Genomic DNA, 21,589 nt, shown 5'->3' on the forward strand with positions numbered 1-21,589 from the left:
GTGGCCAACCCGGACGAGAACATCGGCGACGTCTGGGCACAGACCCTGACGGCGCTCGAGGCCCGGCCCGACATGAGCCCCCGGCAGCTCGCCTTCATCCGTCTGGCCAAGCCGATGGCGGTGCTGGACGACATGGTCTTCATCGCCGTCCCCCACGAGCAGACGCGAACCTACCTGGAGACGGCGGTCCGTGACGACCTCGTCTCGGCGATGTCCTCCGTGCTCGGTCGCGACGTCCGCTTCGGGATCACCGTCGATCCCGAGCTGAGCAGCAGCACGCTCGCCGGCCCCTCGCAGATCTCCGGGCCGGCCGCGCTCTCCCTCGACCACGAGCCCCCCGAGCCCGAGCAGGCGCAGATGCCGATCGCGCCGCAGCCCGCGCCCAAGCCGTCGTCCGAGCCGACGCGGCTGAACCCGAAGTACATCTTCGAGACGTTCGTCATCGGCTCGTCCAACCGGTTCGCCCACGCGGCCGCCGTCGCCGTCGCCGAGGCACCCGCCAAGGCGTACAACCCACTCTTCATCTACGGCGACTCGGGGCTGGGCAAGACCCACCTGCTGCACGCGATCGGGCACTACGTCCACAACCTGTATCCACACATCCGGGTGCGGTACGTGAACTCCGAGGAGTTCACCAACGACTTCATCAACAGCATCGGCGAGGGCAAGGCCGGAGCGTTCCAGCGCCGGTACCGCGACGTCGACGTGCTCCTCATCGACGACATCCAGTTCCTGCAGGGCAAGGAACAGACGATGGAGGAGTTCTTCCACACCTTCAACGCGCTGCACAACGCGAACAAGCAGGTCGTGATCACCTCCGACGTCCCGCCGAAGCAGCTCAACGGCTTCGAGGACCGGCTGCGCTCCCGCTTCGAGTGGGGGCTCATCACCGACGTCCAGCCGCCCGACCTCGAGACGCGCATCGCGATCATGCGCAAGAAGGCGGCGAGCGAGCATCTGGACGTCCCCGCGGAGGTCCTGTCCTACATCGGCTCGCGAATCTCGACGAACATCCGGGAGCTCGAGGGTGCGCTGATCCGCGTCACCGCCTTCGCCAACCTGAACCGGCAGCAGGTGGACCTGGCCCTCGCGGAGATCGTGCTCAAGGACCTCATCACGGATGACGACGACACGGCGGAGATCACGCCGGCAGTCGTCATCGCGCAGACGGCCGCGTACTTCGGCCTCACGATCGAGGACCTGTGCGGCTCGTCCCGGTCGCGCGTCCTGGTGACCGCCCGGCAGATCGCCATGTACCTGTGCCGCGAGCTCACCGACCTGTCGCTGCCGAAGATCGGCCAGCAGTTCGGGGGACGCGACCACACCACCGTGATGCACGCGAACAAGAAGATCGCCGGACAGATGGCCGAGCGCCGCTCGACCTACAACCAGGTCACGGAACTCACGAGCCGGATCAAGCAGCAGCAGCGCGGCTGATCGCCCGGTCCACGAGAGCCATGGCGCCCCGACGTCGGGCCCCCGTGCCCGTTTCCTTCCCTTTTCTCACCCCTGTGCACCACCCGGCCCGCGCGCGGGGTTGTTGCGTATCCGCACCTCCACAGGTCTGTCCACACACTGATCCCCGGATTGCGGAGGCTCCGCTCTCCTTGTCCCCAGCGTTGTGGACACGCACTGTGCAGAACTCGGCCCGAGACGCTGACCTGCCCATACACACCTGGGGACAAGCCTGTGGACGGGTGTGGACGAACGGCCGTTTTCTGTGGGCGGGGACCCCCGAATCAGTGGACAGCCTGTGTGTACAAATCGGCGCTCCACAGGGGTCCCCAGTTCTTGCACAGACCGACCCACAGATCCTCCACAGGAGAAAAAGGCATCTGACCTGCGGAAAGAGTCGATTTCCCCAGTTTCCACAACACCGACTACTACGACGAGATCTATCTCTAAGAGGGGATCCACACGCCTTCATCAGGCGGCTCGGGCGCTCAAGGCACCACTTCGAACACTAGTACGAGAGCCCAGGGGATGTCCATCCACAGGCCGGTCTGTCGAGTGCCGCGCGGTCGTCAACTCGCGTAGGGTTTCCCTCGACAGCCCAGGAACAAGAGGAGATGTAACGGCATGAAGTTCAGGGTCGAGCGCGACGTCCTCGCCGATGCCGTGACATGGACCGCTCGCACGCTCCCCACGCGCCCGCCGGCTCCCGTGCTCGCCGGCGTCCGGATCGAGGCCGACGCACAGGGCGTGATCAACCTCGCGAGCTTCGACTACGAGACGTCGGCGCGCTCCGAGATCCCCGCAGAGGTCGCCGAGCCAGGCACGGTGCTGGTCTCCGGCCGCCTGCTCGCGGAGATCTCGCGCGCCCTGCCCAACAAGCCCGTCGACGTGGCGCTCGAGGGCAACAAGGTCGTCGTCACCTGCGGTGCGAGCCGCTTCACACTCCTCACGATGCCTGTGGACGAGTACCCCGCACTCCCGGGACTCCCCGAGGTCAGCGGCACGGTCTCCGGCGACGCCTTCACCCACGCCGTCGCACAGGTCACCGTGGCGGCCAGCCGCGACGACACGCTGCCGCTCCTGACCGGCGTCCGGGTGGAGATCGAGGGCGAACGCATCACCCTCCTGTCCACCGACCGCTACCGGCTCGCGCTGCGTGAGCTGACGTGGACGCCGGCGACGCCCGGCTTCTCCGCGGTCGCGCTCGTGCGCGCACGCACGCTCAACGACGTCGCCAAGTCGCTCGGCTCGGGCGGCGGCCTCGTGAACGTCGGTCTGTCCACAGGTCAGGGTCTCGACCTTGTGGGTTTCGAGGCCGGCGGCCGGCAGACCACGTCCCAGCTCGTCGACGGCGACTACCCCGCCGTCCGCCGGCTGTTCCCCGACAGCACGCCCATCCACGCCGTCGTCGCGACCGCACCGCTGATCGAGGCGGCGAAGCGGGTGAGCCTGGTCGCCGAGCGCAACACGCCGATCCGGCTCTCCTTCAGCGAGGGGCAGGTCGTCCTCGACGCGGGGCAGGGCGACGACGCGCAGGCGTCGGAGGCCCTGGAGGCCGTGCTGGTGGGTGAGGACATCGCGGTGGCGTTCAACCCGCAGTTCCTGCTCGACGGGCTCGGCGCGCTGGGCACCGACTTCGTCCGCCTGTCCTTCACGCACCCCAACAAGCCGGTCGAGTTCACGGGTCAGGGCAGCCTGGACGGCGAGGACGACTCCGCGTACCGGTACCTGCTGGTCCCGATCCGGTTCACCGGCTGACGGCACCGGCCCGCCACCGCGGGCCGAGCGGCCCAGCCCGACTATCGTCAGCCCGCACCAAGGACGGTCGCCACGAGCGAGCCCGTCGAACGACCCCTGGAGGATTTACGCACATGGTCACCCACATCGGCCTGGTCGGCCTGGGGAAGATGGGCAACAACATGCGGGCCCGCCTGCGCAAGGGCGGTATCGAGGTCACCGGGTTCGACCCGCGGCCGGAGGTGTCGGACGTCGCGACGCTCGCCGACCTCGCCGCAGCGCTCCCGTCGGACCGGCGGGTCGTCTGGGTCATGGTCCCGGCGGGCGAGCCGACGCGCGGCGTGCTCGACCAGCTCGGCGAGATCCTGTCCGAGGGCGACATCGTGATCGAGGGGGGCAACTCCCACTACGTGGAGGACCAGGAGCGGGCGGCCGAGCTCGCCAAGAAGGGCATCGGCTACCTCGACGTCGGCGTGAGCGGCGGTGTGTGGGGCCTCGAGAACGGCTACGGCCTGATGGTCGGCGGCGCGGCCGCCGACGTCGAGACGGTCATGCCCGTCTTCGACGTGCTGCGCCCGGAGGGTCCCCGCGAGGAGGGCTTCGTCCACGCCGGCGACGTCGGTGCCGGCCACTACGCCAAGATGGTCCACAACGGCATCGAGTACGGCCTCATGCAGGCGTACGCGGAGGGCTACGAACTGCTGGCCGCCAAGGACCTCATCACCGACGTGCACGGCACCATGCGGGCCTGGAGCCGCGGTACCGTCGTGCGCTCGTGGCTGCTCGACCTCATGGTGAAGGCCCTCGAGAAGGACCCGAAGCTCGCCCTCCTGGACGACTGGGTCGACGACTCCGGCGAGGGCCGCTGGACCGTGGACGAGGGCATCGACATGGCCGTGCCGCTCCCCGTGATCTCCGCCGCCCTCTTCGCGCGGTTCGCCTCCCGCCAGGAGCAGTCGCCGGCCATGAAGGCGGTGGCCGCGCTGCGTCAGCAGTTCGGCGGGCACGCGGTGAAGTCGGCCGAGTAGCGGCCGGGACGTACCATCTCCTACCGATGTACGTCTCCCACCTCTCCCTGCTGGACTTCCGGTCGTACGCGTCGGCCGACGTCGAGCTCGAGCCCGGGGTCAACGCCTTCGTCGGGCGCAACGGACGGGGCAAGACCAACCTCGTCGAGGCGATCGGCTACGTCGCGACGCTCGGCTCGCACCGGGTCGCCACCGACGCGCCCCTGATCCGGTCGGGTGCGGAACGGGCGGTGGTGCGGACCCGCATCGTGCGGGGCGACCGGGCGAGCACCGTCGAGCTGGAGATCACGCAGGGCAAGGCGAACCGCGCCCGGATCAACCGCGGCCAGCCGGTACGTGCGCGGGATGTGCTGGGGGTCCTGCGCACGGTGCTGTTCGCACCGGAGGACCTCGCCCTCGTCAAGGGCGATCCGGACGGCCGACGGCGGTTCATGGACCAGTTGCTGGTGCTGATGATGCCGCGGGTGTCGGCGGTGCTTTCCGACTACGACCGGGTGCTGCGGCAGCGTTCCGCACTGCTCAAGTCGGCGCGTGCGGCACGTCGCGCGGGCGGCTCAGCCAGGTCCGAGAACGGGGCCGCCGCGGAGCTGGCGACGCTCGACGTCTGGGACGCGCGGCTCGCCGAGCTCGGTGCCGAAATCCTGTCGCTGCGGGTCCAGCTCGTCGACGCGCTGCGACCGGCGGTCGCAGCAGCGTACGAGCAGGTGAGCGATGCCGACGGGCACGCGGAGATCGCCTATCGGTCGTCGTTGGCCGCCCTCTCGCCGGACGATCCACCGGAGCTGTCCACAGCCTCTGGGGATAACTTCACCGATGTCGGACACCTCCGTGACCTGCTGCTGGAGGCCCTCGGGGCGGTCCGGCCGCAGGAGCTCGAGCGCGGCGTGAGCCTGGTCGGCCCGCACCGTGACGACCTGGTCCTGACGCTCGGCGGGCTGCCGGCCAAGGGCTACGCGAGCCACGGCGAGTCCTGGTCGTTCGCGCTCGCGCTGCGGCTCGCGTCGTTCCGGCTCCTGGGCGGAGACCCGCAGAATTCGGCCGATTCACCCGCTTTCTGGGACCCGGATCTCGGCACGGACGCGGACCCCGTGCTCATCCTCGACGACGTGTTCGCCGAGCTCGACGTCCGGCGTCGGGAACGGCTGGCGGACTTGGTGCTCCCGGCCCGCCAGGTGCTGGTGACCGCGGCCGTGCCGGAGGATGTCCCGGCCGTCCTGGACGGCGTACGGTTTCAGGTGGAACCCGGGACGGTGACGCGTGACTGACGAATCTCCACAAGGGCCTGTGGATAACTCCGAGCTCGGCCTGACACCCGCTTCGGAGGTGGCGCGCGCCGCATTGAACCGCGCGAAGGCCGCTGCTCGTGCCCGCGGGCTGCGGCCCGGATCGCCGTCCCGCCGCTCTCCCCTGGCGGAGCCGCGGTCGAGCGGGTCGGGACCCGGCGCACGGGACCCCCAGCTCCTCGGGTCGGTGGTCGGCCGGTTCCTGCGTGAGAAGGGCTGGACCGAGGACGTGTCGGTCGGTGGTGTCATGGGGCGGTGGCGCGAAGTCGTGGGCCCGGAGATCGCCGATCACTGCACGCCGGAGACCTTCGAGGACAAGGTGCTCGTGGTACGCGCGGACTCGACCGCCTGGGCGACCCAGCTCCGCCTGCTGGTGCCGACGCTGGTTCGGCGCATGGCGGAGGAGATCGGGGAGGGTGTGGTCGAGGAGGTCACGGTGCTCGGGCCGGCCGGTCCCGGGTTTCGGCGGGGACCGCGGTCGGTGCGGGGTCCCGGGCCGCGGGACACCTGGGGCTGACACCGGCGAACGGCGTCGGCAGCTTCGTTCGCCCCAGCTCCGCCCGCCGAAACCGCACCCGCCTGCAAGACGGCCCGGCCAGCAAGGCTCAAGACCCCGGCAACGACGAAGGGCTCCCCGGCCGAAGCCGGGAAGCCCTCCGTGGTTGTCAGCCGCGCCGTAGCGTCAGCCGGTAACTAGTTGCTCACGCGTTCTGCATGCGGCGGCGGGCCCAGACCAGGGCGATACCACCGGCGGCGAGCAGAGCGGCGAACGCGATGGCGCCACCGACGGTCGCACCGGTCGCGGCCAGCTCCTCGGGCTCCTCAGCCACGGGGCTGGGGGACGCCGACGGCTCCTCGGCCACGGGCGGAACCGAGGCCTCCTCGGACGGCTCGACGCTGGGCTCGCTCGGCTCCGGAGCCGGCTCGCACTCCTCCTCGATGACGACGAGCTCGGCCGGCAGCAGCGCGGTGCCGTCCGCCTGGAGCACGTAGTTGCCCAGGTCCTCGGGGAAGACGTAGGCGTCAGAGGTGAGAGCGGCGACGATGCCCGCCTCGGTCTTGGTGTAGGTGATCGCCTCGGTGTTGCCCGGGAGGATCACGTCGTCGAGGCTGGCGGCGCAGCCGGCAACGGGCTCCGGCGTGGCCGGGGAGACGACCTCCTTGGCGGGCGGCTCGGCGCACGCCTCGACGACTCCGCTGGCCTCGTAGTCGTAGCCGTCCGGGTGGAGGGTCTCGCTGTCGGGCGAGTCGACGCTGACGGACCACTCGTGCGCGACCGTCTGGTCCTCGAAGGCGTAGAACTTGACGTGGTCGCCCCAGCCGGAGCTGAGGGTCAGGCTGTCTGCGGAGACACCGTCGATGACCACGTCGATTGTGGTCCCGCTCGGGTACATCTTGAGGTCTACGTTGAGGCCGGCGCAGTCGGCGGTGGCGTTCGGGATGTGCGCGGAGGCGGGGGCAGCCGTGGCGATCATGCCGCCGAAGGCCAGTACGGCGAGAGTTCCGCCGGCGAGAAGCTTCTTCACTCTGTTGCCCTTCGAAGAGAAGACGGGTGCGCGAAGTTGCGCATGTGACCGGTCGGCGCTATTAGAGCAGAAAACGACAAATCAACGAAATGTCACCTTCTGCGTGCAAATTATCTGACCTTCGGCAGGGTCTGGCATGACGATCCGGAGGGACTCTCGCGGGGTTGGCTCCGCTCCGACGGCGGCGCGTGGCCGACGCGTGGACAGCCCGTCGACCGCCCACGGCCGACGGGCCGGTCGAGCCCCCGCCGGAAGCCCTCGCGACCGCTCGGCAACCTCGCCAGGACCCCAAAAATCACCCTGTGGAGAAAGGTTGTGGAGGACTGCCCACAAACGGCCTCGGATCCCGGATTTTCGCCGCTCAGAAGGTAGTATGGAGGGGTCAACCGCGCTGGGTTCCCAGGACCGTCCTGAGGGCCCGGAACGCTGAGCACCGACGAGCCGTCGGACAGTACCTGAGCACCCGAGCACGGTGTGGACCCCTACCGGGTCCGGCCTGCTCGCGCAGTCGCTGGTACGTCCGTCGTCGTGCACATCGTGTGCCTGAAAGACGAGGAGCAACCCCGCCCGTGACAGAGCGAATCGACGGCGGCTACGACGCCGGGAACATCACCGTCCTGGAAGGTCTCGAGGCCGTTCGTAAGCGACCGGGCATGTATATCGGATCGACCGGTGAGCGTGGGCTCCACCACCTTGTGTACGAGATTGTGGATAACGCTGTGGACGAGGCCCTCGCTGGCCACGCCAGCGAGATCGACGTGCGGCTCATGGCCGATGGTGGGGTGCGGGTCACCGACGACGGACGAGGCATTCCGGTCGCCATGCACCCGACGGAGGGCAAGCCGACGCTTGAGGTCGTGATGACCATCCTGCACGCCGGCGGCAAGTTCGGTGGCGGTGGGTACGCCGTCTCCGGCGGTCTGCACGGCGTCGGCATGTCCGTCGTGAACGCGCTGAGCTACCGGTTCATCTCCGAGGTGCGCCGCGACGGGTACCACTGGCGCCAGGAGTACACCGACGGCGGCAACCCGGTCACCGGCGTCGAGCAGCTCGAGCCGCTCGGTGCCGACGAGCACACCGGCACCACCCAGACGTTCTGGGCCGACGGGACGATCTTCGAGACCACGGAGTACGACTTCGAGACGCTCCGCGCGCGGTTCCAGCAGTACGCCTTCCTCAACAAGGGCCTGCGGATCACGCTCACCGACGAGCGCGCCGGCCACTCCTCCGCGACGGACGAGGTCACGGGCGCCGAGCCCGAGGCGGCCGGGGAGGCCGCCGGCGCGGACGGTCAGCCGGATGCCGAGGGGCGGACGCCGGACGCCGGCCAGGAGGCGGACGGCTGGCGCACCGTCACGTACAAGTACGACAACGGCCTCATGGACTACGTCCACCACCTCAACTCCGCGAAGCGGGTGGAGCTCATCCACCCCGACGTGATCTCGTTCGACAGCGAGGACACGGAGCGCAAGATCTCGGTGGAGGTCGCGCTCCAGTGGACCAGCGCGTACAGCGAGTCGGTGCACACCTTCGCGAACACCATCTCGACCACCGAGGGCGGCACGCACGAGGAGGGCTTCCGCGCGGCGATGACCACGCTGGTCAACAGCTACGCGCGCGACAAGGGCATCATCAAGGAGAAGGACGAGAACCTCACGGGTGACGACATCCGCGAGGGCCTCACCGCCGTCATCTCCGTGAAGCTCGGCGAGCCGCAGTTCGAGGGCCAGACCAAGACCAAGCTGGGCAACACGGAGGCCAAGACCTTCGTGCAGCGGGTCGTGCGTGAACAGCTCACGGACTGGTTCGACGCCCACCCGAACGAGGCACGCGACGTCATCCGCAAGGCGATCCAGGCCTCGCAGGCCCGGATCGCGGCGCGCAAGGCGCGCGAGGCCACGCGGCGCAAGGGAATCCTCAACGGCGGCGGCATGCCCGGCAAGCTCAAGGACTGCCAGTCGCGGTTCCCGGAGGAGTGCGAGATCTACGTCGTCGAGGGTGACTCGGCCGGCGGTTCGGCGGTACGCGGCCGCAACCCGCACAACCAGGCGATCCTGCCGCTGCGCGGCAAGATCCTGAACGTCGAGCGCGCGCGCCTCGACCGGGCGCTGTCCAACGCGGAGGTCCAGGCCCTGATCACGGCGTTCGGCACGGGCATCGGCGAGGACTTCGACATCGCGAAGCTCCGCTACCACAAGATCGTGCTCATGGCCGACGCCGACGTCGACGGCCAGCACATCTGCACGCTGCTGCTCACGCTGCTGTTCCGGTACATGCGCCCTCTGATCGAGCAGGGGCACGTGTACCTCGCGCAGCCGCCGCTGTACCGGATCAAGTGGAGCAACGCCCCGCACGACTACGTGTACTCCGACCGGGAGCGCGACGCGTTCCTCGAGGCCGGCGCCGCACAGGGCAAGCGGATCCCCAAGGACAACGGCATCCAGCGCTACAAGGGCCTGGGCGAGATGGACTACTCCGAGCTGTGGGACACCACCATGGACCCGGACCACCGGACGCTGCTGCAGGTGACCATGGACGACGCGGCCGCGGCCGACGAGATCTTCTCGGTCCTCATGGGCGAGGACGTCGAGTCGCGGCGCACCTTCATCCAGCGCAATGCCAAGGACGTGCGGTTCCTCGATATCTGAGGAGTGAGCTTGCGAGCCCCGGAAGATATCGACACGAGCAGAGATATCTGAGTCGGGTATCTGACTCGGTGCCCCGAGCGGTCAGCCGGCGGGGCTCGGAAGATATCGACGTGAGACGAAGTGACACGCCCAGCGGCGTGGAAAGGAAGTACAGACGGTGACGGACGAGACCCCCGGCGTGGAGAGCTCCGACGACGGCATGCCCATGGACGACGCGCGGATCGCGGTGCACCACGGGCGCGTCGAGCAGGTGGACCTGCAGCTGGAGATGCAGCGGTCGTACCTCGACTACGCGATGAGCGTGATCGTCGGCCGCGCGCTGCCCGACGTGCGGGACGGCCTCAAGCCGGTGCACCGCCGCGTCATCTACGCGATGTACGACGGCGGGTACCGGCCCGACCGCGCCTTCTCCAAGTGCTCGCGCGTCGTCGGCGACGTCATGGGCAAGTACCACCCGCACGGCGACACCGCGATCTACGACACCCTGGTGCGCCTGGTCCAGGACTGGGTGCTGCGCTACCCGCTGGTCGCGGGTCAGGGCAACTTCGGCTCGCCCGGCAACGACCCCGCCGCAGCTCCCCGGTACACCGAGTGCAAGATGGCGCCGCTCGCGCTGGAGATGGTGCGCGACATCGAGAAGGGCACCGTCGACTTCCGGCCCAACTACGACGGCCGCACCCAGGAGCCGGCGGTCCTGCCCGCCCGCATCCCGAACCTGCTGGTCAACGGTTCGGCGGGGATCGCCGTCGGCATGGCGACGAACATCCCGCCGCACAACCTGCGCGAGGTGGCCGACGGCGTCCGCTGGCACCTCGCCCACCCCGACGCGTCGCGCGAGGAGCTGCTCGAGGCGCTGATGCAGCGCATCAAGGGTCCGGACTTCCCGACGGGTGCGCAGATCCTCGGCCACAAGGGCATCGAGGACGCGTACCGCACCGGCCGCGGCTCCATCACGATGCGTGCGGTGGTGAGCGTCGAGGAGATCCAGAACCGCATCTGCCTTGTCGTCACCGAGCTGCCCTACATGGTGAACCCGGACAACCTGGCGGCGAAGATCGCCGACCTCGTCAATGACAACCGCATTCAGGGCATCGCCGACATCCGCGACGAGACGTCGGGCCGCACCGGCCAGCGCCTGGTGATCGTGCTCAAGCGCGACGCCGTCGCGAAGGTCGTGCTGAACAACCTCTACAAGCACACCCAGCTCCAGGAGAACTTCAGCGCGAACATGCTCGCGCTGGTCGACGAGGTGCCCCGCACGCTCAGCATCGACGCCTTCGTGCGGCACTGGACCACGCACCAGATCGAGGTGGTCCGCCGGCGCACCGAGTACCTCCTCAAGGAGGCGCAGGACCAGATCCACATCTACGACGGCTACCTCAAGGCCCTCGACGCGCTGGACGAGGTCATCGCGCTGATCCGCCGCTCCCCCGACGCCGACGAGGCGCGGACGGGTCTGATGGCTCTGCTCGACATCGACGAGCAGCAGGCGAACGCGATCCTCGCACTGCAGCTCCGCCGTCTGGCGGCGCTGGAGCGGCAGAAGATCCTCGACGACCACGCCCGGCTCCAGGCCGAGATCGACGACTACAAGGACATCCTCGCCAAGCCCGAGCGGCAGCGGTCCATCGTGGGTGACGAGCTCGACGAGGTCACCGAGCGCTGGGGCGACGAGCGCCGCACCACGATCCTCCCGTACGACGGCGACATGTCGATGGAGGACCTCATCCCCGAGGAGGACGTGGTCGTCACGATCACGCGCGGCGGCTACGCCAAGCGGACCCGGACGGACAACTACCGCTCGCAGAAGCGCGGCGGCAAGGGTGTGCGCGGCGCACAGCTCCGCGAGGACGACATCGTGGACCACTTCTTCACGACGACGACCCACCACTGGATGCTGTTCTTCACCAACCTGGGCCGGGTCTACCGGGCCAAGGGTTACGAGCTGCCGGAGGGCGGCCGCGACTCCAAGGGCCAGCACGTCGCGAACCTGCTGGCGTTCCAGCCCGGCGAGAAGATCGCCCAGGTGCTCGACATCCCCGACTACGAGGCAGCGGAGTACCTGGTCCTGGCCACGCGGCGCGGGCTGGTGAAGAAGACCCGCCTCGGCGAGTACAACTCGCCGCGCTCAGGCGGCCTCATTGCGATCAACCTCCGGGAGGACGCCGACGGCGCGGCCGACGAGCTGGTCTCGGCCCGCCTCGTGAACGCCGACGACGACCTGATCCTCGTCTCCCGCAAGGGCCAGTCGATCCGGTTCCACGCCGACGACGAGTCGATCCGTCCGCTGGGCCGCGCCACCTCCGGCGTCACCGGCATGAAGTTCCGGGAGGACGACGAGCTGCTGTCCGCCGACGTCGTCGTCGAGGGGGCGGACCTCTTCGTCGTCACCGAGGGCGGCTTCGCCAAGCGCACCCGCATCTCGGAGTACCGGATCCAGGGCCGCGGCGGCCTCGGCATCAAGGTCGCCAACCTGGTGGAGGCACGGGGTGATCTTGTGGGTGCGCTGGTGACGCACGTGGACGACGAAGTGCTGGTGATCATGGAGCGCGGCAAGATCGTGCGCTCGGCAGTTGCCGAGGTCAACCTCACCGGGCGGAACACGCAGGGGGTAACCTTCGCAAAGCCGGACAAGGGGGACAGGATCATCGCCGTCGCACGCAACGCTGAGCGCGAGGATGCGGGTGATACGGCAGGTGCCGTGGACGAGAACTCCGACGACGATCCCACCGCGCGGGTTACCGTGGAAGAGAATCCGACCCCCGACGAAGTGCCGAGCACCCCTGAGCAGGACAGCACCGGACGCGAGGACAGCTGATGACGAGTGACAAGAACGGGCCCGTGCGCACTGCGACGCCCGCGCTCGACGAGGACCTGGAGATCACCAGGAACCGCAAGGAAGTGACCGAGGACGCGGCCGAGACCCCGGCCGCGAAGCCGGCAGGGGCCGGTTCGGAGAAGAGTCCTGCGTCGAACGGGGCGGTGAAGACCGGTGCCGGCGAGTCGGGCACCGCCTCGGGCGGGAAGACGTCCACCAACAGCGCGGGTAAGGGCGGCGATCCGCTGCCGGAGCCGATCATCGTCCCGGCGCCGTCGGCGAAGGCGGACGAGTCCAAGCCGGCGGCCAAGTCGCCGGAGCCGACCGGCTCGGGCACCGCCATCCCGACGACGGGTGGGGTCTGGCGGTCCTCCTACGACGGGAGCCGCCCGGGCAAGGACCAGAAGCCGTCGCAGCCGCCGTCGGCGAACGGGGAGGCGAAGGCCGCCCCGCCGGGCCTGGTCTCGGCGATCGGGCGGGCCTCGTCGAAGACCGATGCCCCGACGCCGCGGAGCGCGCCCGTGCCCGAACCCGACGCGAAGTCGTGGAACCGGGTTCCGGCGCCCAGTGCGTCGACGAGTACTCCCCCGGCCGCGCCGGCGAGCGCGGCGGAGGGCGTGAAGGCCGGCGCGATGAAGGCGGCCCAGGCCGCCCTCGACGCGGCACGCAGCGCGGCCAAGAAGGTGTCGTCGATCCGGCCGGACGAGGAGACGCAGCCGGTGTCGGCACCGAGCGATACGAAGCCCCGGCCGGAGATGCACTACACGGCCGCCGGGGTACGCGGCACCGCCACCCCGGCCGGTGTGCCGGGCCAGCAGGAGCCGGCGCATCCGGCGTCCGCCCCCACGCCCGAGGTGCCGCGTCCCGCCCCGGCGGGCCCGCGCCGCGTGCGGCTCGCGATCTCGCGGGTGGACCCGTGGTCTGTCATGAAGCTGGCGTTCCTGCTGGCCGTCGCGGTGGCGATCATGACGGTGGTCGCCACGGCGGTGTTCTGGTCCGTGCTGAACAGCCTCGGCGTGTTCACCACGGTGCAGAGCTTCGTGGAGGACGCGGTGGGGCCGCAGAGCAACGTGAACCTCACGCAGTTCGTGGAGTTCCCCCGGGTCATCTCGCTGGCGACGCTGATCAGCATCTGCAACATCGTGCTGCTGACGGCGATCGCGACCATCATGGCGTTCCTGTACAACATCACGGCGGCACTCGTCGGCGGCGTGCACATGACGCTGACCGACGACTGACCGGCGCCGGCTGGCGCCTTTCGGCGTCGTCAGAGCGTTCTCGTGCGCTGCTGCGCACGGCTCGACGCACATCACACCGCGGACCGCGATTTCGGTTTGGGACATCGTCCCGACCTGGGGTAATCTCCAGTGTCGCGTGAGCGTGCGGAACGCTCGCCCCGGGGCTATAGCTCAGACGGTTAGAGCGCTTCCCTGATAAGGAAGAGGTCGGAGGTTCAAGTCCTCCTAGCCCCACTCCCGGACCTGTAGAGGCTCCCCAGGAGGAACTCGTGAAGAAGCTGCTGGTAGTGCTGCTCGCGGCCGGTGTCGGCTACGTCCTCTGGCGCAAGCTGAGCGAGGACGCCGCCGGGCGTGACCTCTGGTCCGAGGTGACCGACTCCATCGACTGAGCGGTCCTCAGCGGGGCCATGGCGCAATTGGTAGCGCACCTGCTTTGCAAGCAGGGGGTTGGGGGTTCGAGTCCCCCTGGCTCCACCACCTGACAGAAGCCCGGATTCGTCCGGGCTTCTGTCGTTCCCGTGGCCGGACCTGCGGCGGGACGTGGCCGGACGTACGACATCAGAGAGAACCCGTACGCGCGGCCTGTGGGATCCACGTAGATCGGGCTCTGCGCGCACTTTTTCACCCGTCGGCTACTGACAAGGCAGGACCCCTTCCATATGGTCGAGCCGGAGGGGCGCGCACCATCCAACTGTCCGGCCCCTCGTCATCCGAGGAGGACAGCGTGTCCCTGACCAGGAAGATCATCGGCATCGCCGCCGCACTGACCGCCGCCCTGTCGGCCGCCGTGGTCGCCACGCCTGCGGCCACAGCCGTGCCAGACACCATCCCGCTGACCATCACGAACGACTCCGGCCGCGGTGACCAGGTGTTCGTCTACGTCCTGGGCGAGACCGGCGGCCAGCTCGGCTACGCCGACGCCCAGGGGACGTTCCACGCATGGCCGGACGCCGGGAGCGTCCCTGAGCCCGCGCCCGACGCGTCGATCGCGGGGCCCGCCGACGGGCAGGACATCACCATCGAGCTGCCCAAGCTGTCGGGCCGCGTGTACTTCTCGTACGGCAGCAAGCTCGACTTCAAGATCGTCAACGACGGCCAGCTCGTCCAGCCCGCCGTGCAGAACCCGAGCGACCCGAACCGGAACATCCTGTTCAACTGGACGGAGTACACGCTCAACGACTCCGGCCTGTGGATCAACAGCACCCAGGTCGACTTCTTCTCCGCGCCGTACCAGACGGGCCTGCGCTCCTCGAGCGGCGAGCTCCTGCACACCGGGATGCTCAAGCCCGACGGCTGGTCCAACGTCATCTCGGCGCTGTCGCAGCAGCCCGGCTGGGACGGCCTCGCGCAGACCGGCCCGGACGGCTCGGTGCTGCGCGTCCTCTCCCCCGGCCACGCCGTCGGCACCGGCCAGGTCGACGCGAACGTCCTGGCCGACTACGTCGACCGGGTCTGGAGCAAGTACTCCGCCGAGACCCTGACGGTGGTGCCCTACGGCGATCAGCCCGAGAAGAAGTTCCTGGGCACCGTCTCGGGCGACACGATGACGTTCACCGACACGTCCGGCGCCGTGGTCGCCACGTTCCCCAAGCCGTCGGGCGAGTCGATCTTCGGGTGCGCGGGGGACCTCGCGGCGCCGAACAACGACGTCGGCGCCATCGCGCGCACGCTGTGCGCGGGCTTCAACCGGTCCTCGCTGCTGGACAGCACCACACAGCCGACCCAGGACCCCGCCGGCTTCTACCAGGACTCGGTGACGAACTACTACGCCAAGTACATCCACGATCAGATGGCCGACGGCAAGGCGTACGCCTTCGCGTTCGACGACGTCGTCAACCAGGAGTCGCTGGTGCATGACGGCGACCCGACCGAGGCGTTCATCCAGCTCGACCCGTTCACCGGGGCTGCTACGCCGATCGGCGGCTGAGGCCGGCTCGCGGCCTGCGGCTCGCGCCGTACGTGACAGACCGCGCGTGACAGACCGCGCGTGACAGACCGCGCGACGGGCCGTGCACGACAAGAGGGCCCGGCCGATGTCGGCCGGGCCCTCCTGCTGGAACTCGTGCGCGGAGGCCGGAGGTCAGCCCTCCTGCTTGCTCTCCCCCTGCGGCACCTGGTCCACGACCGGCTCGTCCGCGACGTCCGAGGCCGTGTCGGTGACCGGGGAGGCGGTCTCCGGAGCGGCCTTGGTCTCTGCCGCCTTCGGTGCCGCGCCGGTGTCGCCACCGTTGCGGGCCTTCTGTGCGGCCTCGGAGACCGCGGTGGTCGCCTTCTGCGCCGTCGACTTCGCGGCGTCGAAGACCGGAGCGGCCTTCTCCTTCGCGGCGTCGAGCACGGGGCCCGCCTTCTCCTTGGCGGCCTCGAACGCGGGGCTCGCGGCCGAGTAGGCCCGGACGCCGAGGTCCTTGGCCGTCTGTGCGGCCTTGGCCCCCGCCTCCTTGCCCTTGCTGATGGCGGAACCCGCCGCCGAGCCGACGCCGGACGAGTGCCGTGCGGTCGCCTCCGAGTAGTCGGCTCCAGCACCCTGCTCCCAGGGCTCGGCCCACGGGTCGGTCTGAGGCTGGGCACGTTTCCAGAACACGTAGCCGGCGACGGCGACACCGCCGGCGGCCAGTGCGACGAGCCAGCCCCTCCTGGATCCCTTCTTGCTCGCCTTGTCCGCCGCCTCGCCGACGGTCTCGGCAAGGGACGTCTTGCCTTGTGCCGCTGCGGCGTTGGCCGCTGCGGCGTTGAACGCGGAGACCATCTTGGGCAGCAGGTCGTCCACGAGCTTGTCGTGCGCGGAGTCGATGAGTGGCGCCGCCTTGCCCGCCACCTTCTCGACCTGTGGGGCAGCCGCCTGGACGCTGTCCTGCCAGGCCTTCTCCGCGCGCGGCGTCAGCCATGCGATGAAGTCGTTGAAGCGGGGCTGCGCCCACTCCCTGGCGTTCGAGGCCCGGTCCTTGGCCTGGGCCGCGAGGGACCCCGCCTGGGAAGCGGCCTTGGAGCTGACGTCGGAAAGCAGAGCTGTGGCCTCGGCGGCCCTCTCCTTGACCTTCTCGGTGTCGAACTTTCCGGCGTCCACGTAGTCGGTCACCTTCTTGCGGGTCATGAAACTCCCCCCGAACTGTGCAGTACTCCTCAAGGTGCCACTCTGCCACCGCCTGACCTTACCGGCGAGGGCGGGCGTCGGCGTGCAGCATCAGCGGGCCGCTCCGTGGGAGGATTGATACATGTTCGCAATCCTGCACACCACCTCCGGTGACATCCGCATCGAGCTCTTCCCGAACCACGCGCCCAAGACCGTCGAGAACTTCGTCGGCCTCGCGACGGGTGAGAAGGCATGGACGGACCCGCGGACGGGCGAGGAGCGCAAGGACCCGTTCTACGACGGCCTGATCTTCCACCGCGTCATCGACGACTTCATGATCCAGGGCGGCTGCCCGCTGGGGACGGGAACCGGCGGCCCGGGGTACACGTTCAACGACGAGATCCACCCAGAGCTCCAGTTCAACGAGAAGTACCTGCTCGCGATGGCCAACGCCGGCAAGCGCCGGAACCCGGTGACCGGTGAGATCGAGGGCACCAACGGCTCGCAGTTCTTCCTGACCACCGCCGAGACCCCCTGGCTGAACGGCAAGCACACGATCTTCGGCAAGGTAGCGGACGACGCGTCGCGCGAGGTCGTCGACAAGGTCGGCAAGACGCAGACGCGTCCAGGCGACCGCCCGGTCGAGGACATCACCATCGAGTCGGTCACCATCGAGCCCTGAGCGGACGGCGGCGACCACGCCGTCCGAGCCGGACCACGCACCACCCGAGCACTGAGGACCGAGGGGACTGAGGACGTATCGCGATGAACGACCCGGCCGCCGAGGAGCCGACCGAGGCCGAGGCTCCCGTCTGCCCGCGACACCCGGACCGGGTGTCCTACGTGCGCTGTCAGCGCTGTGGACGGCCCGCCTGTCCGGAGTGCCAGCGCCCGGCCGCCGTCGGCGTGCAGTGCGTGGACTGCGTCAGGGAGTCGAGGCGGACCGCACCCCGCGTCCGTACGGTCTTCGGCGGTAGCGCCGACACGGCCGCCGTCAACGGCCGGCCGGTGGTGACGCTCACGATCATCGGGATCTGCGTCGTGAGCTGGGTGCTGCAGCTCGTGACGGGGGGCGCGTGGACGCAGCTTCTGTGGTTCTGGCCGTGGGGCGGGGCGGTCGAGCCGTGGCGCTTCCTCACGGCATCGTTCCTGCACTCCACCTCGCCGCTGCACATCCTGTTCAACATGTACGCGCTGTGGATAACCGGCCAGTTCCTCGAGCCCCTGCTCGGGCGGGCCCGCTTCGCCGTCCTGTGCCTGCTGTCCGCCGTCGGCGGATCGGTGGGGGTGCTGCTCCTGGCGGGCGACCCGTTCACGTCGGACGCATGGTTGACGCCGGTGGTGGGCGCCTCCGGCATGGTGTTCGGCCTGTTCGGGGCGATGCTCCCGGTGATGCGCCGCCTGGGCCGCAGCATGGGTCAGGTGATCGTCCTGCTCGCGGTGAACGGCGCCATCGGGTTCTTCGTGCCGAACATCTCCTGGCAGGCGCACCTCGGCGGGCTCGTCACCGGCGCGCTGGTGGCCACGGTGTACGCGTACGCCCCGAAGGAGCGCCGCGGCGCCATCGCCTGGCTGGTGCCGCTGGTCGGTGTCGCGGTCCTCGTCGGCCTGGCGGTGGCGCGGTACAGCTCGGCCGGCGTCGTCCTGTGAGCGGGCGGTCGGCGCGTCGTCGGAACCCGGTCCGGGACACCGCCCTGGACCGGACGAACCCACTGGCGGTGTGCCACCACTCTCTTTTCCCCAGCTTTACCCACAGCTGTGGATAAATGGGGACACGGCCCGCGGCCGCCTCGGTGCGGTCGCGGGCTCTCCTACTTCCAGCGGGTCGTGAGGCCGAAGCCGACGATGATCAGGCCGAAGCCGACCGCGAGGTTCCACTGGCCGATCGGCGGGATCGGGAGCTGGAGGTCGGCGCTCGTGAGGTAGAAGGTCACGATCCAGACGAGGCCGAGAACCATGAGGCCGACCATGACCGGGGCGAGCCAACGCGGGTTGACCGCCTCGCCGGGCAGCGAGACCTTCGCCTCGGCCTTCTCAGCCTTCGGCGTGGTCTTCTTCTTGTTGCGGGACTTCGACTCGGGCACGAGGCGGGCTCCTGTCCTGGGGGGTCTGCCCGACGGGTGTGCCGAGCCGACGTCTGCTTGCTCGTGGACTAGCGTAGTGGTCAACACACCCGAGTCGTGACCAGACGCGTCCGCGGGTTTGTCGAATGGTGCAGGAGGGACGCGTGTGACCGGACCCGAGCCGACGCCCCCGCCGCCGTCCGAGGGCGGTGCGGCCGGCTTCTTTCGTGTCCCGAAAGCCGCCGGCTGGCGCTCGTGGGTCAGCGTGGGCGCCGTTGCCGTGCTGGCCGGCCTCATGTTCAGCGCCAGCGCTCGGCTGGCCGACGGCGGTGGCGCCGACACCCGTGACCCGCAGGACCTCGCGCAGCTCGTGGCAGCCGAGACGGGCCGCGTCACCGAGCTCACCGAGCGCACCGGCGAGCTGGACCGCGAGATCGAGGCGCTCAGCGCGCGCGCCGACATCACCGTCCCCATGCTCGACGCCGACCTGGTGGAACGCGAGGGCATCGTCTCGGGGACCGAGCCGGTGGAGGGCGCCGGCCTGACGGTGACCCTCGACGACGCGCCGTCGACGTCCGTCGGGACGGGCCCCGGCGGCGTCGAGCCGCAGCCCGACGACCTCGTGGTGCACCAGCAGGACCTGCAGCACGTCATCAACGCGTTGTGGGGCGGGGGCGCCGAGGCCATGACACTGCAGGGCGAGCGCGTGACGTCGACGTCGGCGTTCCGGTGCTCCGGAAACATCCTGCTGCTGCACGGCAAGGTCTTCTCCCCGCCCTACCGGGTGACGGCGGTGGGCGACCCGGCGAAGATGGAGGAGTCGCTGATGAGCTCGGAGGGCGTCCAGACGTACCTCGAGTACGTCGACTGGGTGCACCTGGGCTGGGACGTGCGACGTAGTGACCCGCTCGAGCTTCCCGCGTACGACGGCGGCGGCCTGCAGTACGCGAGAGTTCCCGACGGTACGGAGGTCTTCGGATGACCCACGCGCAGGTTGGCCGCAACGTGCCCTTGGCACAGGAGGTCTTCCCCATCGCGTACGAGCGCGGCCCGTCCGGCATGGGTCCGCGCAACGCGCGGCGCCCGCGGGCGTCGGGGTCTCCCATGCGGCCCGTCGCCTGGCTGATCGGCGTGATGGGCGAGCTCCTCGTGACCGCTGGCGTGGTGCTCGGGCTGTTCGTCGTCTGGCAGCTCTGGTGGACCGACGTCGAGGGTGCGCGCGCCCAGAACGAGATCATCGCGGAGATGGACTGGGAGGCCGCCCCGACCGGTCCGCAGGCGGCCACCGAGCACCACGGGCCGCCGCCGGTGATGGAGGAGCCGCCCGACGAGGGGACCCTCTTCGCGCAGATGTTCATCCCGCGGTTCGGCGCCGACTACGTCAAGCCGGTCGCCGAAGGCACGGACAAGGCCACCGTGCTCGACACCATCGGCATCGGCCACTACGTGGGCACCGCGATGCCGGGGGACCTCGGCAACTTCGCCGTCGCCGCGCACCGCACGACGTACGGCAAGCCGTTCAACCAGATCGCGGAGCTCAAGAACGGTGACGCCGTGGTGGTCCGGACCGAGGACACCTGGTACGTGTACAAGGTGACGGAGTCGAAGATCGTGTTCCCGCAGAACGTGGAGGTCATCGCGCCGGTGCCCGGCGTGACCGACGACCAGCCCATGCCGGAGCTGACGCAGCGGTTCATCACGCTGACCTCGTGCCACCCGATGTTCTCCGCGACCGAGCGGTACATCGTGCACGGTGAGCTCGCGTACTGGTCCCCCGTGGGTGAGGGCAAGCCGAAGGAGCTGCTGGGCTGATGTACTCGTTGCTCTGGCGGGCCATCCCCGGCCCCGGCTGGTTCAAGTTCCTGGTCTGCCTCGTGCTCGCGTTCGGCGTGGTCGCCGTGTGCTTCACCGAGTTCTTCCCGTGGCTCAGCGAGTACATGCCGTTCAACGACACGACGGTCGGCGCGTAGCATTCCGGCATGACGCGCATCCTCGTCGTCGACAACTACGACTCGTTCGTCTACACGATCGTCGGCTACCTCGACCAGATCGGCGCCCGGACCGTGGTGGTCCGGAACGACGCCGTGCCCACCCCCGACGCCGACGGCCGCTACTGGTACGACGGCGGCGACGGCTCCCCCGTGCCGTACGACGGCGTGCTCGTGTCGCCGGGACCCGGCACCCCGGCGGAGGCCGGCGCCTCCGAGGACGTGATCCGCGCCTGCGCCCGGTCGCGCACCCCGATGCTCGGCGTCTGCCTGGGCCACCAGGCCCTCGCCGAGGTGTACGGCGGCAAGGTGACGCACGCGCCGGAGCTCATGCACGGCAAGACGAGCCAGGTGTTCGCGAGCGCGAGCGAGCTGCACCAGCCCAGCGTCCTGGCCGGCCTCCCGACGCCGTTCACCGCGACGCGCTACCACTCGCTGGCCGTGACACCGGACAGCGTGCCGGCCGAGCTCGAGGTGACCTGCACGACGGCGTCGGGCATCGTGATGGGGCTGCAGCACCACGAGCTGCCGCTGCACGGCGTGCAGTTCCACCCCGAGTCGGTGCTCACCGAGGGCGGCCACCGCCTCCTGGCGAACTGGCTCGAGACCTGCGGGCTGGACGGCGCCGTCGAGCGGGCCAAGGGAATGGCGCCGCTGGTCACCTCGTGACCAGCGGCGCCATGGCTCTTTCGCGCTGACCGGGAGCCGGTCGTTCCCGGACCCAGTCAGTGTGCA

The 21,589-nt window shown here is 69.5% G+C and carries 19 protein-coding genes and 2 tRNA genes; 18 read left to right on the forward strand and 3 right to left on the reverse strand.

Annotation, left to right across the window (positions count from 1 at the left end):
• The 5 genes from dnaA (at position 1) to AC0QU1_RS00025 (ending at position 6,020) form a co-directional block, all read left to right on the forward strand.
• Positions 1–1,437 carry a chromosomal replication initiator protein DnaA gene (gene dnaA, locus AC0QU1_RS00005; protein ID WP_483573619.1) on the forward strand — a complete coding sequence of 479 codons (1,437 nt, stop codon included), beginning with the start codon at positions 1–3 and terminating at the stop codon, positions 1,435–1,437.
• Between the two features lie 642 nt (positions 1,438–2,079).
• Entirely contained in the window at positions 2,080–3,213 is a 1,134-nt protein-coding gene (dnaN, locus tag AC0QU1_RS00010) for a DNA polymerase III subunit beta (protein ID WP_397390327.1), read from the forward strand.
• Between the two features lie 113 nt (positions 3,214–3,326).
• Positions 3,327–4,220 carry a phosphogluconate dehydrogenase (NAD(+)-dependent, decarboxylating) gene (gene gnd, locus AC0QU1_RS00015; protein ID WP_483616351.1) on the forward strand — a complete coding sequence of 298 codons (894 nt, stop codon included), beginning with the start codon at positions 3,327–3,329 and terminating at the stop codon, positions 4,218–4,220.
• Between the two features lie 26 nt (positions 4,221–4,246).
• On the forward strand, positions 4,247–5,485 hold the full coding sequence (recF, locus tag AC0QU1_RS00020; protein ID WP_483573620.1) for a DNA replication/repair protein RecF: 1,239 nt from the start codon (positions 4,247–4,249) through the stop codon (positions 5,483–5,485).
• A 19-nt stretch (positions 5,486–5,504) separates the two neighbouring features.
• Positions 5,505–6,020: a DciA family protein gene (locus tag AC0QU1_RS00025; protein ID WP_483573621.1), complete on the forward strand. Its 516-nt coding sequence runs from the start codon at positions 5,505–5,507 to the stop codon at positions 6,018–6,020.
• Between the two features lie 184 nt (positions 6,021–6,204).
• On the opposite strand, the gene AC0QU1_RS00030 is transcribed toward AC0QU1_RS00025, so the two are convergent.
• Entirely contained in the window at positions 6,205–7,029 is an 825-nt protein-coding gene (locus AC0QU1_RS00030) for a hypothetical protein (protein ID WP_483573622.1), read from the reverse strand.
• A gap of 569 nt (positions 7,030–7,598) precedes the next feature.
• Here AC0QU1_RS00030 and gyrB point away from each other — a divergent pair.
• From gyrB to AC0QU1_RS00065, 7 genes are all read left to right on the forward strand, one after another.
• Positions 7,599–9,677, forward strand: a complete 2,079-nt coding sequence (gene gyrB / locus AC0QU1_RS00035; protein ID WP_483573623.1) for a DNA topoisomerase (ATP-hydrolyzing) subunit B — start codon at positions 7,599–7,601, stop codon at positions 9,675–9,677.
• A 157-nt stretch (positions 9,678–9,834) separates the two neighbouring features.
• Positions 9,835–12,495, forward strand: coding sequence for a DNA gyrase subunit A (gene gyrA, locus AC0QU1_RS00040; RefSeq protein ID WP_483573624.1), 2,661 nt, complete (start codon positions 9,835–9,837; stop codon positions 12,493–12,495).
• A complete protein-coding gene (locus tag AC0QU1_RS00045) occupies positions 12,495–13,733 on the forward strand; it encodes a DUF3566 domain-containing protein (protein ID WP_483573625.1) in 1,239 nt (412 codons plus the stop codon). Before gyrA ends, AC0QU1_RS00045 begins: the two co-directional genes overlap by 1 nt.
• 160 nt (positions 13,734–13,893) lie before the next feature.
• Positions 13,894–13,967: transfer RNA gene (locus AC0QU1_RS00050), tRNA-Ile, on the forward strand.
• A gap of 35 nt (positions 13,968–14,002) precedes the next feature.
• Positions 14,003–14,122, forward strand: coding sequence for a DLW-39 family protein (locus tag AC0QU1_RS00055; RefSeq protein WP_483573626.1), 120 nt, complete (start codon positions 14,003–14,005; stop codon positions 14,120–14,122).
• Between the two features lie 12 nt (positions 14,123–14,134).
• A tRNA-Ala gene (locus AC0QU1_RS00060) sits at positions 14,135–14,210 on the forward strand.
• A 247-nt stretch (positions 14,211–14,457) separates the two neighbouring features.
• Positions 14,458–15,660, forward strand: coding sequence for a beta-1,3-glucanase family protein (locus tag AC0QU1_RS00065; RefSeq protein ID WP_483573627.1), 1,203 nt, complete (start codon positions 14,458–14,460; stop codon positions 15,658–15,660).
• A 153-nt stretch (positions 15,661–15,813) separates the two neighbouring features.
• Here the strand turns inward: AC0QU1_RS00065 and AC0QU1_RS00070 are convergent, their stop codons facing one another.
• Positions 15,814–16,824 (reverse strand): hypothetical protein, encoded by a 1,011-nt coding sequence (locus AC0QU1_RS00070; RefSeq protein ID WP_483573628.1) that lies wholly within the window; start codon positions 16,822–16,824, stop codon positions 15,814–15,816.
• Between the two features lie 121 nt (positions 16,825–16,945).
• Here AC0QU1_RS00070 and AC0QU1_RS00075 point away from each other — a divergent pair, with 121 nt between their 5' ends.
• Positions 16,946–17,485, forward strand: coding sequence for a peptidylprolyl isomerase (locus AC0QU1_RS00075; RefSeq protein WP_483573629.1), 540 nt, complete (start codon positions 16,946–16,948; stop codon positions 17,483–17,485).
• An 83-nt stretch (positions 17,486–17,568) separates the two neighbouring features.
• Complete coding sequence (locus tag AC0QU1_RS00080; protein WP_483573630.1) at positions 17,569–18,453, forward strand: rhomboid family intramembrane serine protease; 885 nt, start codon at positions 17,569–17,571, stop codon at positions 18,451–18,453.
• 161 nt (positions 18,454–18,614) lie between these two features.
• Here the strand turns inward: AC0QU1_RS00080 and AC0QU1_RS00085 are convergent, their stop codons facing one another.
• Positions 18,615–18,887 carry a cell division protein CrgA gene (locus AC0QU1_RS00085; RefSeq protein ID WP_483573631.1) on the reverse strand — a complete coding sequence of 91 codons (273 nt, stop codon included), beginning with the start codon at positions 18,885–18,887 and terminating at the stop codon, positions 18,615–18,617.
• Positions 18,888–19,032: 145 nt separating this feature from the next.
• Here AC0QU1_RS00085 and AC0QU1_RS00090 point away from each other — a divergent pair, with 145 nt between their 5' ends.
• Genes AC0QU1_RS00090 through AC0QU1_RS00105 form a run of 4 tightly spaced genes read left to right on the forward strand, consistent with a single transcriptional unit; the run spans position 19,033 to position 21,523 of the window.
• On the forward strand, positions 19,033–19,848 hold the full coding sequence (locus AC0QU1_RS00090) for a DUF881 domain-containing protein (protein ID WP_483573632.1): 816 nt from the start codon (positions 19,033–19,035) through the stop codon (positions 19,846–19,848).
• A complete protein-coding gene (locus AC0QU1_RS00095; protein WP_483573633.1) occupies positions 19,845–20,678 on the forward strand; it encodes a class E sortase in 834 nt (277 codons plus the stop codon). The genes AC0QU1_RS00090 and AC0QU1_RS00095 overlap by 4 nt, the downstream gene beginning before the upstream one ends.
• Positions 20,678–20,836 (forward strand): hypothetical protein, encoded by a 159-nt coding sequence (locus tag AC0QU1_RS00100; RefSeq protein ID WP_483573634.1) that lies wholly within the window; start codon positions 20,678–20,680, stop codon positions 20,834–20,836. Before AC0QU1_RS00095 ends, AC0QU1_RS00100 begins: the two co-directional genes overlap by 1 nt.
• 9 nt (positions 20,837–20,845) lie before the next feature.
• Entirely contained in the window at positions 20,846–21,523 is a 678-nt protein-coding gene (locus tag AC0QU1_RS00105; protein WP_483573635.1) for an anthranilate synthase component II, read from the forward strand.
• Positions 21,524–21,589: the final 66 nt, after the last annotated feature.

The sequence above is a fragment of the Promicromonospora noduliphila genome (genome assembly GCF_056951025.1).